General features: G+C 31.8%; 10 protein-coding genes. 6 read left to right on the top strand and 4 right to left on the bottom strand.

The features are described from left to right. Window positions 1-5: 5 nt before the first annotated feature. Both EV195_RS14995 and EV195_RS14990 read left to right on the top strand, forming a co-directional pair. Window positions 6-470: an Mpo1 family 2-hydroxy fatty acid dioxygenase gene (locus EV195_RS14995; RefSeq protein ID WP_132795787.1), complete on the top strand. Its 465-nt coding sequence runs from the start codon at window positions 6-8 to the stop codon at window positions 468-470. Then, window positions 470-805 (top strand): tRNA-binding protein, encoded by a 336-nt coding sequence (locus EV195_RS14990; protein WP_207899796.1) that lies wholly within the window; start codon window positions 470-472, stop codon window positions 803-805. Before EV195_RS14995 ends, EV195_RS14990 begins: the two co-directional genes overlap by 1 nt. Here the strand turns inward: EV195_RS14990 and EV195_RS14985 are convergent, their stop codons facing one another. Next, window positions 806-964 carry a YqaE/Pmp3 family membrane protein gene (locus EV195_RS14985; RefSeq protein ID WP_132795785.1) on the bottom strand — a complete coding sequence of 53 codons (159 nt, stop codon included), beginning with the start codon at window positions 962-964 and terminating at the stop codon, window positions 806-808. 313 nt (window positions 965-1,277) lie between these two features. Here EV195_RS14985 and hglS point away from each other — a divergent pair, with 313 nt between their 5' ends. The 4 genes from hglS to EV195_RS14965 all read left to right on the top strand — a co-directional run bounded on the left by hglS (window position 1,278) and on the right by EV195_RS14965 (window position 6,749). After that, window positions 1,278-2,708, top strand: coding sequence for a 2-oxoadipate dioxygenase/decarboxylase HglS (gene hglS, locus EV195_RS14980; protein ID WP_132795784.1), 1,431 nt, complete (start codon window positions 1,278-1,280; stop codon window positions 2,706-2,708). Window positions 2,709-2,731: 23 nt separating this feature from the next. Further along, a complete protein-coding gene (locus EV195_RS14975) occupies window positions 2,732-3,187 on the top strand; it encodes an Lrp/AsnC family transcriptional regulator (RefSeq protein WP_132795783.1) in 456 nt (151 codons plus the stop codon). A gap of 152 nt (window positions 3,188-3,339) precedes the next feature. Further along, a complete protein-coding gene (locus tag EV195_RS14970) occupies window positions 3,340-6,237 on the top strand; it encodes an FAD-binding and (Fe-S)-binding domain-containing protein (RefSeq protein WP_132795782.1) in 2,898 nt (965 codons plus the stop codon). 62 nt (window positions 6,238-6,299) lie between these two features. After that, a complete protein-coding gene (locus EV195_RS14965) occupies window positions 6,300-6,749 on the top strand; it encodes a DUF4199 domain-containing protein (protein WP_132795781.1) in 450 nt (149 codons plus the stop codon). Between the two features lie 107 nt (window positions 6,750-6,856). Here the strand turns inward: EV195_RS14965 and EV195_RS14960 are convergent, their stop codons facing one another. The 3 genes from EV195_RS14960 to EV195_RS14950 all read right to left on the bottom strand — a co-directional run. Continuing rightward, on the bottom strand, window positions 6,857-8,995 hold the full coding sequence (locus EV195_RS14960) for an OmpA family protein (protein WP_132795780.1): 2,139 nt from the start codon (window positions 8,993-8,995) through the stop codon (window positions 6,857-6,859). 14 nt (window positions 8,996-9,009) lie between these two features. Continuing rightward, window positions 9,010-9,948 carry a PorP/SprF family type IX secretion system membrane protein gene (locus EV195_RS14955; protein ID WP_132795779.1) on the bottom strand — a complete coding sequence of 313 codons (939 nt, stop codon included), beginning with the start codon at window positions 9,946-9,948 and terminating at the stop codon, window positions 9,010-9,012. Window positions 9,949-9,965: 17 nt separating this feature from the next. Then, window positions 9,966-12,215 (bottom strand): Ig-like domain-containing protein (locus tag EV195_RS14950; protein ID WP_132795778.1); only part of this gene is annotated, 2,250 nt, incomplete at its 5' end.

Genomic DNA, 12,215 nt, shown 5'->3' with positions numbered 1-12,215 from the left:
AACAAATGAAAAAAGCAGAAAAATTATTTGAAGAATATTCAAAGAGCCATCAAAACGAAAAAAACCAACTTATTCATTATATATGCGTCCCTATTATATTCTTTAGTGTTATAGGATTGATAATGAGTATTCCTAATGACATTCTAAAAAACACGTTTAAACTATATAACCCTTTGATTGAAAATTGGGGATTTGTATTTGGTATTCTCATATCTGTTGGATTTTATTTAAGGTTATCTTTTTGGTATTTTATTAAGATGCTAGCAGTTATATTAATATGTATAGCAGGAAATAATTGGATTAATAATACTACTAACCTATTCTTAGTTTCGATAATACTTTTTGTGTTAGCTTGGATTGGGCAATTTTATGGTCATAAAATTGAGGGGAAGAAACCTTCTTTTTTAAAAGATCTTCAATTTTTATTAGTGGGACCACTTTGGGTTATTGAAAAACTTAGTAAAAGATAATGGAAGAAATTAATTTCGAAGACTTTTTAAAAGTAGATATTAGGATTGGAACTATCCTAGAAGTTAACGACTTTCCGAAAGCTAGAAAACCAGCCTATCAATTAAAAATAGATTTTGGGACTTTAGGCATTAAAAAATCAAGCGCTCAAATTACAAATTTATATACTAAAGAAGACTTAGTAGGTAAACAAATAAGTGCTGTTGTAAATTTCAAACCACGTCAGATTGCAAACTTTATGAGTGAATGCTTAGTACTTGGAATTCATAATAAAAACAATGAAGTAATAATTCTACATAGCAATAAAAAAATTAAGAACGGGGAAAACGTTTCTTAATTATCGCTCTGGATTATTTAATATTACTAACGCTCCTATTACACCAGGAATCCAACCACATAAAGTCAAGATAAAAATAATTAGAAAAGATCCACAACCTTTATCTATTATAGAAAGTGGAGGAAAAAGTATAGCTAATAATACTCTAAAGATGCTCATATAACAATCGTTTTTATTAAAAAGACGATTCTAACTTCTTTATGTTACAAAATGTTTTTCTCTCAATAGCTTAATTAACTTTTATAAACAGTAACATTATTACTTTTTACAAATAAGTGATTATATTGATTTAATTATAAAGTCAAATTGACTATTAAAAACCATTATTCGATTAAAATTTCCATAATTATTTAAAAAAATAGACTTAAGAAAAACATTATAACACAAAAACATCACGTATAAAGTAAATTTCATTATAATAAAGGTATTTGAAAATTAAATTCATTTATTTTGTATTAAAATTAAACAAATTATGTCATCAAAAAATATGGTTGAAAATTTAAATGATACAACTAAAGCATTTGTGTCATCAGAATATATTCGTAATCGCTTCGCTACTATTATGTCTGATATGTATAAAGACGAAGTACCTCTTTATGGTGAACTACTTAATTTGGTTCATGATATTAATGACAATATTCTTACAACATCTGAAGAGACCAAAAAACAATTAGCTAATACAGGAGAAATTACTCGTTTGAACATGGAACGTCATGGAGCAATTCGATTAGGAAAACCTTACGAATTATTTACTATGAGACGTTTGTTTAAAGTTATGGGAATGTATCCTGTAGGGTATTATGATTTAGCTCCGGCTGGAGTTCCTGTACATTCTACTGCATTTAGAGCTATTGAAAACACAGCGCTTAATCAAGCTCCGTTTAGAGTTTTTACTTCTCTATTACGTTTAGATTTAATCACTGATGATAATCTTCGTAATAGTGTAGAAACTATTTTAGAAGATCGACAAATATTTACAGATAAAGCTCTTGAGTTAATTGACAAATCTGAAAAAGAAGGTGGTTTAACTAAAGAAGATGCAGAAATCTTTGTTCAGGAAGCGTTAGAGACTTTTAGATGGCATGATACTGCTACTGTAGATTATGAAATGTATGAAGCCTTACTTGGTCAACACAGATTAATTGCTGATGTAGTTGCATTTAAAGGACCACATATTAATCACCTAACTCCTAGAACATTAGATATTGATAAAGTACAAGCTGGCATGGAAGCTCGTAATATTCCACCAAAAGATACTATCGAAGGGCCTCCTGCAAGAAAATGCCCTATTTTATTACGTCAAACTAGTTTTAAGGCGTTAACAGAAAAAGTAACGTTTAAAAATGATTCTGGTACTGGTAAAACAGGTGAACATAAAGCTCGCTTTGGAGAAATTGAACAACGTGGAGTTGCTGTAACTCAAAAAGGTCTTGACTTATATAATGAATTATTGAGCAAAACACGTAAAGCTATAGGAGGATCTCCAACAGCGGAAAACGCTTCGGAATATAATCGATTACTTTCTGAAAACTTCAAAGCTTTTCCTGATGATTACAGAGAGTTACAATCTGAAGAGCTTGCTTACTTTCACTACTTTACTACCGATAAAGTGAAAAACATTTCAAAAGACAAAGTTTACACAAAGGAAGATATCAATCAATTATTAAAAGAGGGATATTTGACAATTGAGCCAATGGTTTATGAAGATTTTTTACCAGTAAGTGCTGCCGGAATATTTGCTTCTAACCTAGGTACAGATGATGCTAAACGTGAATATGAAGGAACCTCAAATCAATCGTTATTCGAAAAAGATTTAGGAGAACCTGTATACAAGCTAATGAAATGGTATGAAGATATGCAGGATGAAACTATTCAGAAATGTTTAGCAGAAATAAATGCTTAATTCATTTTAATTAATATTATCCTTTGAAAGATCAATTTGATTACATAGACAAACAAATTCTTTTACAGCTTAGAAAAGATGCTCGTAAAGCCTATTCTCAAATTGCTGAAGAATTGAAGGTTTCAAATTCTTTAATTCACCAACGTATTAAGAAACTAACTTCTGAAGGTGTTATAAAGAATGCAGCATTTGTATTAGATGAAAAAAAATTAGGATACAAAACCAAATCATATACAGGTATACGATTAAGAGAAGCTCGTTTTGCTAAAGAAGTTATGAGAGAGCTTGAAAAAATAGATGAAATTGTAGAGTGTAATTTTGTTTCTGGTAATTATGCTATTTTTATTTTGATTTATGCAAAAGACAATGAGCATCTTCAAAAAATCTTATACGATAAAGTACATTTAATTAATGGTGTTGCAGGAACTGATACTTTTATTTGTTTTGACACTTGTTTCAAAAGGAATATTTTGATTTAATTTTCTTCCTTTTTCTTTATAAGAAAAGAATATACATTTAGTAATTAAGTTTCATAAAATAATGATATTTGTAAATGAGAAAACTGAGTTAGTTTACACTCAGTTTTTCTTACTTACACAACTTGATAAATTATACCTTAAAAAGGTTAACAATGATAGCTAACGAACAACTACAATCAATTTCTAAACAATTAACTGGAGAATTCTTATTTGATGATTTACATAAAAGAATGTATGCCACAGATGCTTCGGTTTATCGAAAAATCCCTTTAGCAGTTGCCTATCCTAAGAACATTGAAGATATTCAAAAACTAATTTCTTTTGCTAAGGAACATAAGATTACGTTGATTCCAAGAACAGCAGGTACTTCGTTAGCTGGACAATGTGTTGGAGAAGGAATTGTAGTTGATGTTTCAAAACATTTTACCAATATTTTAGCGTTTGATCAAGAGCATAAAACCATTACCGTAGAACCTGGAATTATTCGAGACGATTTGAATCGGTTTTTAAAACCATACGGATTGTTTTTTGGCCCAAACACATCTACATCTAACCGATGTATGATTGGTGGAATGGTTGGAAATAATTCTTCAGGAAGTACCTCAATTAAATATGGAGTTACCAGAGATAAGGTTATTGCTATTGATGCTATTTTAGCGGATGGAAGTTTAGCTACTTTTGAAGAAATATCTTCACAAGCATTTAAACAAAAGACTTTTGAAAACTCTTTTGAAGGAACTATTTACAGATGTATTTATGACGAATTGAAATCTTCTGAAGCTCAAGAAGAAATAAAATCTCAATTTCCAAAACACTCAATTCATAGACGAAATACTGGATATGCTGTAGATGAATTTTTAACATCTGATTTATTCGGAGGTACTGAAGAAACTATTAATGTTGCTAAGTTTTTATCTGGATCTGAAGGGACTTTGGCGTTTTCAACAGCTATAAAAATACAACTGGACGACCTGCCTCCTACTTCAAGTGTTATGGTTGCTCCTCATTTTACCAGTGTAAATGAAAGTTTAAAAGCAACCTTAATAGCAATGAATCACAATCTATACACTTGTGAATTAATGGACAAAGTGATTTTAGATTGTACCAAAAATAACAGAGAGCAGGTTCAAAACCGCTTTTTCTTAGATGGAGATCCTGAAGCTGTTTTAATGTTAGAAATTAAAGAAGATACTCCAGAAAAGGCAGAAGAAAAAGCAAATGCTTTGATTGAAGACTTACAAAAACATAATTTTGGATACCATTTTCCAAAAGTTTATGGAAATGATATAAACAAAGTTTTGGATTTACGTAAGGCTGGACTTGGTTTGCTAGGAAATATGGTTGGAGATCGAAAAGCAGTTGCATGTATTGAAGATACCGCAGTTGATTTAAATGATTTACCTGAGTATATTGAAGAGTTTTCAGCAATTATGGATAAATACCAACAACAAGCTGTTTATTATGCTCATGCGGGTGCTGGAGAACTTCACTTACGTCCTATCTTAAACCTTAAAAAATCTGAAGATGTAGTTTTGTTTAGAAAGATAACTACTGAAACAGCTGAACTAGTTAAGAAATATAAAGGTTCTTTTAGCGGTGAACATGGAGATGGAATAGTACGTGCTGAATTTATCCCATTAATGATTGGAGAGAAGAATTATGAGCTTTTAAAAAGAATCAAAAAAGGATTTGATCCTCTTAATATCTTTAATCAAGGAAAAATTGTTGATGCATTTCCTATGGATAAAAGTTTACGCTATGAAGTAGACAGAAAAGAACCTAACATTGATACTTTACTTGATTTTTCTGATAGTGAAGGTATTTTAAAATTAGCAGAAAAATGTAATGGTTCTGGTGACTGTAGAAAAAGCCCGGAAGCAGGTGGAACACTTTGTCCGAGCTACCGTGCTACAAGAGATGAAAAAGATACCACCCGTGCACGTGCAAATACATTAAGAGAATTTTTAACAAACTCTGATAAAGCTAACAAGTTTAACCACCAAGAACTAAAAACTGTTTTTGACTTATGCTTAAGCTGTAAAGCCTGTGCTAGTGAATGTCCAAGTAATGTAGATGTAGCTTCTTTAAAAGCAGAATTTTTATATCAATATCAAGAAACCAATGGATATTCTTTTAGAAGTAAGCTTTTTGCTAATAATGCAAAGTATAATAAACTAGGTAGTAAATTTCCAAAACTTACAAACCTTCTTACAAACTCTTATTTAGCAAAAACTATAATGGGAGTAGCCATTGAAAGAAAAGTTCCAAAATTAGCCTCTAAAACGCTTCAAAATTGGTATTCTAAGAACTATCAAAGTCAACAAGAAAAGAAAGTGTACCTTTTTAATGATGAATTCACCAATTTCTACGATGCAACTATCGGTAAAGATGCTGTTGAACTTTTAGATAAACTTGGCTATAAAGTAGAAATTGTAAACCATGAAGAAAGTGGAAGAAGTTATTTGTCAAAAGGATTTTTAAAAGAAGCGAAAGAAATCGCAAATAAAAATATTGCCATTTTTAAAGATTTAGTCTCTGAAGAAACACCTTTAGTTGGGATAGAACCTTCTGCAATTTTAAGTTTTAGAGATGAATACATACGCTTAGCAGATCAAAAATCTGAGGCTGAAAAGATTGCTCAAAATACTTTTACTATTGAAGAGTTTTTAACTAAAGAAATAAATAATGGTTCTATTAATGAAGCCTTATTTACTTCAGAAGAAAAAGAAATAAAAATCCATGGACATTGTCATCAAAAATCACTTTCCACTACACATTCAATTTTTACGATGCTAAATATTCCTAAAAATTATAAAGTTACTGTACTTAATACTGGGTGTTGTGGAATGGCAGGTTCTTTTGGATATGAAAAAGAGCATTACAAAGTTAGTATGCAAGTTGGCGAAGATACTTTGTTTCCTAAAATACGAAAATGTAGTAGTCAAACAGAAATTGCTGCACCTGGAACTAGTTGCAGACATCAAATTTTTGATGGTACAGGAAGAACTGCAAAGCATCCTGTAACTTTATTAAAAGAGGCTCTTTTATAATATATTGACTTTCATCTGTTTATTTCGTATATTTATAAGAGTCGAATCCTAAAACTTCTCTTATGAGTACAAATAAAATTATTTTTAAAAATGCTTTTTTGATATATGGTCTAATAGTTATCTATTTTTTAATAATGAAACTATTTGGACTTGATAATGTTTCAGAGTTACGTTTCTTAAACTTCCTCTTTGTTTTTTGGGGTGTTAATAGAGCTATAAAAATGAATATAGAACTCAATAATGAGCATTCATATTTCAGTAACTTTTATGCTGGCTTTGGTGCATCAGTAATTGGTGTTGGACTTACAATTATTGGACTAATTATTTATGTAGGGTTTATAGATCCTAACTTCATTACTGTTTTAGAAAACTCCTCTTTTTGGGGTAAAGAATTAAGTTTACAAATGGTTGTTTTTGCTTTAGCTATTGAAGGTATTGCTTCTTCTGTAATGTGTTCTTTTATTATTATGCAATACTATAAGAGTTATAAAAGCACTCAGGCTACTATATAACATATATCCACATATACTTACTAAAAAAACAAAAAGCGAGAAATTTCTTTCTCGCTTTTCTAAACATACTTACGTACAATAAAATAATTTAGGGATTACTTTAATTGTTATTTTCCACAGTCGTTGTCTTCTTTAAAACACTTGTCGTTTTCAGATTTTGACCTTAACTTTTTAGTTTTATTGGCCTTAAACTTATTCAGCTTTTCAAGCATATCTTTTTGATTGTTATACCCTTTTTTATCAATTACAGTTGGTTTAACATTATCTATAGAAACTTCTTTCCCTCTTACTATATAAAAATAAGATCTTCTGTTTAATTGATGTTCCTCCTCTGTACACTTCTTACTATTCTTATCATCACAATGGTTTAACAATTTATCTTCACCGTAACCTATTGCACTTTCAATTCTTTCAGGTTCAATTCCTCTAGAAATAATAAAATCTCTGGTAGATTTTGCTCTTCTATCTGATAAATTTCTATTGTAAGATTTTGCTCCCCGACTATCCGTATGTGATTCAATCTTAATCACCATTTTTGGATGGTTAGTCATGACAGTAACGATGTTTTCCAATTCATATTGTGCATCTTCACGAATAAAATCTTTATCATAGTCAAAATAAATAGGTTTTATGACAATTTGATCGCCAATAATTAACGGATCTAACACTAAATCAGCTGTATACCTTTCATCTTTATTTTTACCTAATACAGAAATATTTTTCTTATCTGGATTCCTATAATCTCGCTTATCTGCTATAACAACGTAATTTTCTTGCTTACATTCTAACTTAAAATTATAACTTCCTCTACTATCTGTTAGTTTTTCTTCTAAAACGGTTCCTAAATCATCTACTAATTTTACAATAGCATTTGGAATTCTTTCTTTAGTAACTTTATCGGTTACCACACCAGTTACATACTGATAACATCTCTCAGACTCTGGAATTTCAGTTATATAAAAACTATAAATATCATCATCTCCTTTACCTTTTGCTCTATTAGAAGAAAAGAATCCTTTTTTTCCATCTTTCGCTATAAAGAATGAAAAATCGTCTTTTTTACTATTAAAAGGATGATCTAAATTAGTAATTTGACTATACGTACTATCGTTGTAAATTTTTGTTTGGAAAATATCTAACAACCCTAATCCTTTGTGTCCATTTGAAGAAAAGAAAAGAACATTATCATCAGATATAAAAGGAAACATCTCTTTTGCTGTAGTATTTACATTCTTACCAAGATTAACAGGTTCTCCAAAACCATCTTCTTTAATCTCAACTTTAAAAATATCTGTCTCTCCTAAAGTTCCAGGCATGTCTGAAGCAAAATATAAGCTTTTTCCATCCGGACTTAAAGCTGGGTGTGCTACAGAATAATCATCACTATTAAACGGTAATTCTTCAACATTGCCCCAATCGTCACCTACTCTTTCAGCTTTAAAAAGCTTTAAATTAACCGTTAGTTTTTTATCTTTCCCTAGCTTTTTTCCGTTAAAATTAACTCTACTAAAGTACATGGTTTTTCCATCCTTAGTAAAAACAGGAGAAGACTCATGAAATTGAGTATTGATTCCAGGAGATAAAATCGTTTTATTTTCCAATTCAAAGATCGAATCTGTTTTAGCCTCGTCTACTCTTTCAAAATAACTATCTGATTTATATAAATTCAGAAAAGGTTGATTATTCCATCGATATAATTTTTCTCTTTTCTCTCCTTTAGGAGATGCTGAGGCAAAATAAACTTTATCTTCAAAAATAACCCCTCCAAAATCTGAGTAAGGTGTATTAATTGCCAAATTTCTAAGGCTAATTTTTTTATCTCCGTTATTTAGAAAATCTTGTAAATTATTTTCCTTATTTACATACTTTTCTCCACTTTGGGAATCTATGGTTATCTTTAAAAGATTGTAAATAGAATCAGCTTTTTGAACAGAACCATTACTTCTTAAAACCTGTGAATACTTAAATAAATAAGAAGGATCTTTTTCTTTTTTATCTTCTATTAACTTTTTATACCAAAACTCTGCGTTTTCGGTTTGAGAATTATTATAATAAGCATCTCCCAATCTTTTTAAAAGATATGTAGTTGTATCTCCCTTTTGGTAGACTGCTTCATATATTTTAGCTGCTTTAAAATAAGCAAACTCTTCAAAGTACTTATCTGCAACTCTCCTACTTTGTCCGTTAACTATGATACCAGACAAACAAAGAAATAAGATGACTAATTTGGTTTTTATAATTTTCATTACAGTTATATGCTTTAAAAAAATCTAGGGGATTTAATTCTAGCCTGTTTAAATATTTCGTAGCGAAGTAAAACTTCATGAGTTCCTGAGTTCACAACATTATAATTTGAAGTAGTCAAATCATAAGCATATCCAATATGTAAAGATTCACTTACTTGTACTCCTAATAATGCTGCAATAGAATCATCCCATCTCCAGGCTGCTCCAACTCTAAAACGCTCGCTGAACAAAAAGTTTGCAGAAATATCTAAAGACATTGGAGCTCCAAAAACTACTTTTGCTAATGCTGCTGGTTTGAACTTAATATCATCACTAATATCAAAAACATAACCTGCGATTAAAAAATAGTGTAATCTTTCAACAGCTACTTCACCGCTAGCTCTTTGAGCGTCGTAATGTTCTTGTCTTAAAAAGTTAGGCACTGATAATCCGATATACCATTCTGGTTCATAATAATAAATACCTGCTCCAACTGTTGGTAAAAATCTATTAACAATATTTTGAGCAAAACTTGGATCATTACCATCTCCATTAGGGTTTCCAATACTCCAATCAACATTTAAAATTCTACCTCCTAATTTTAGTCCAAATGCTAAATTTCCTTCCTCACCTGTTTCTATGGTATAGGAAACATTACCATCTAAGTATAATTCATGTGAAGGACCTAATTTATCATTAACTAAATTAAAACCTAAACCTACACGATTTAACCCTAAACTGGTATCATAACTTAGAGTTTGGGTATCAGGAGCTCCATCAAAACCAACCCACTGTGTTCTTCCCAGTGCTGTTAAAACTGTATGACCTTTAGAACCTACATAAGCAGGGTTAACAGACATGGTATTTAACATATACTGAGTATAGTGGGGATCTTGTTGTGAAAAAACATTTATTTGAACAAAAATGCTTAACAACAAAAGCAATATTGCTTTACTTGACAAAAATAGTCTCATCGTTTACTCTTCGTATTTTATCTATTAATATATATCCAACCTTTTTTAACATCACTTCCATCTCCCAAGTCTAAGATATAATAATATGTTCCAACTGGCAACTTATCATCTGTTTGAATGGTTGCTCTTCCATTAGAAATTCCTTCAAATCTTCTGTTAGAATCATTATTACTATACCCTTCGATTTTATAAACGGTATTACCCCATCTGTTGAAAATTTCAATTGTATTATTTGGATAATTCTCAATACAATTAATCTTTAAGTAATCATTTATTCCATCTTGATTTGGACTAAACTCATTATAAACAGTCAAACAAGCGTCTTCAACAATTACTGTTACTGTAGCAGTACTACAATTTTGCGGTACTAAGTTATCACAAATTGTATAAGTAAATGTATCTGTACCTGTAAATCCATCATTAGGAGTATAAATAATTATATCATCACTTGGATCATTTGGTGTACCTCCATCATCAATTGTTACCGTTCCGTTTGATGGATCGCTTACTGTTAACGTACCGTCAGTAGGAACATCGTTATCATTTGCTGTTACATCAATATCTACATCTTCACCAGAATTTGTTGTAGCTGTATCATCTACTGTATCTGGTGTAGGAATAACCGTAATAATAACAGTTGCTGTCGAACAGTTAGCCGGATTCTCATTGTCACAGATTGTGTAGGTAAATGTATCCGTACCATTAAAGTCAGGATTTGGAACATATGTCACAATATCATCACTTGGATCATTTGGTGTACCACCATCATCAATTGTTACCGTTCCGTTTGATGGGTCCGTTACTGTTAACGTACCATCGGTTGGAACATTACTGTCATTTCCATAAATATCAACATCTACTGAACCATCCTCTGCAACGGTAGCTGTATCGTCATTCGCAACTGGAGTTTCATCAACTGGAGTTACTGTTACTGTAATAGTTACTGTAGCTGTTGAACAGTTTGCAGGACTCGCATTGTCACAAATCGTATACGTAAAGGTATCCATTCCATTAAAATCAGGATTTGGAACATACGTCACAATATCATCACTTGGATCATTTGGTGTACCACCATCGTCAATTGTTACTGTTCCGTTTGATGGATTCGTTACTGTTAAGGTACCATCGGTTGGAACATTACTGTCATTTCCATAAATATCTACATCTACTGAACCATCCTCAGCTACTGTCGCTGTATCGTCATTCGCAACTGGAACTTCATCAAGAGGTGTAACTGTTACCGTTACTGTAGCTGTTGAACAGTTTGCAGGACTCGCATTGTCACAAATCGTATACGTAAAGGTATCCGTTCCATTGAAACCTGGATTTGGAACATACGTCACAATATCATCACTTGGATCATTTGGTGTACCTCCATCATCAATCGTAACCGTACCATTTGATGGGTCTGTAACTGTTAACGTACCATCAGTTGGAACATCATTATCATTAGCCGTAACATCAACATCAACACTTCCATCTTCATTTACCGTAGCTGTGTCGTCTACTGCATCTGGTGTAGCATCAACTGTTACCGTTACCGTAGCGGTTGAACAGTTTGCTGGACTTGCATTGTCACAAATTGTATATGTGAACGTATCCGTACCGTTGAAATCTGGATTTGGAACATACGTCACAATATCATCACTTGGATCATTTGGTGTACCGCCATCATCAACTGTTACTGTTCCATTTGTTGGAGTACCAACTGTTAAGGTACCATCGGTTGGAACATCATTGTCATTAGCTGTTACATCAACATCAACACTTCCATCTTCATTTACCGTAGCTGTGTCGTCTACTGTATCTGGTGTAGCATCAACTGTTACCGTTACCGTAGCTGTTGAACAGTTTGCTGGACTTGCATTGTCACAAATTGTATACGTAAAGGTATCCGTTCCATTGAAATCTGGATTCGGAACATACGTCACAATATCATCACTTGGATCATTTGGTGTACCACCATCATCAATCGTAACCGTACCATTTGATGGGTCTGTAACTGTTAAAGTACCATCATTCGGAACATCATTATCATTAGCTGTTACATCAATATCAACACTTCCATCTTCATTTACCGTAGCTGTATCATCTACTGCATCTGGTGTAGCATCAACTGTTACCGTTACCGTAGCTGTTGAACAGTTTGCAGGACTTGCATTGTCACAAATCGTATACGTAAAGGTATCCGTTCCATTGAAATCTGGATTTGGAACATACGTCACAATATCATCACTTGGATCATTTGGTGTACCTCCATCATCAAT

Source organism: Tenacibaculum skagerrakense, assembly GCF_004345825.1.
Lineage (GTDB): Bacteria > Bacteroidota > Bacteroidia > Flavobacteriales > Flavobacteriaceae > Polaribacter > Polaribacter skagerrakensis.
The sequence above is the reverse complement of the archived record's forward strand: the minus strand, read 5'-3'. Positions and strand labels throughout refer to the sequence as shown.

Coding starts and splice junctions, on each gene's coding strand:
- EV195_RS14990 (WP_207899796.1), top strand. CDS start 470: ATGGAAGAAATTAATTTCGAAGACTTTTTAAAAGTAGATATTAGGATT.
- EV195_RS14960 (WP_132795780.1), bottom strand. CDS start 8,995: ATGAAAATTATAAAAACCAAATTAGTCATCTTATTTCTTTGTTTGTCT.
- hglS (WP_132795784.1), top strand. CDS start 1,278: ATGTCATCAAAAAATATGGTTGAAAATTTAAATGATACAACTAAAGCA.
- EV195_RS14995 (WP_132795787.1), top strand. CDS start 6: ATGAAAAAAGCAGAAAAATTATTTGAAGAATATTCAAAGAGCCATCAA.
- EV195_RS14970 (WP_132795782.1), top strand. CDS start 3,340: ATGATAGCTAACGAACAACTACAATCAATTTCTAAACAATTAACTGGA.
- EV195_RS14965 (WP_132795781.1), top strand. CDS start 6,300: ATGAGTACAAATAAAATTATTTTTAAAAATGCTTTTTTGATATATGGT.
- EV195_RS14985 (WP_132795785.1), bottom strand. CDS start 964: ATGAGCATCTTTAGAGTATTATTAGCTATACTTTTTCCTCCACTTTCT.
- EV195_RS14955 (WP_132795779.1), bottom strand. CDS start 9,948: ATGAGACTATTTTTGTCAAGTAAAGCAATATTGCTTTTGTTGTTAAGC.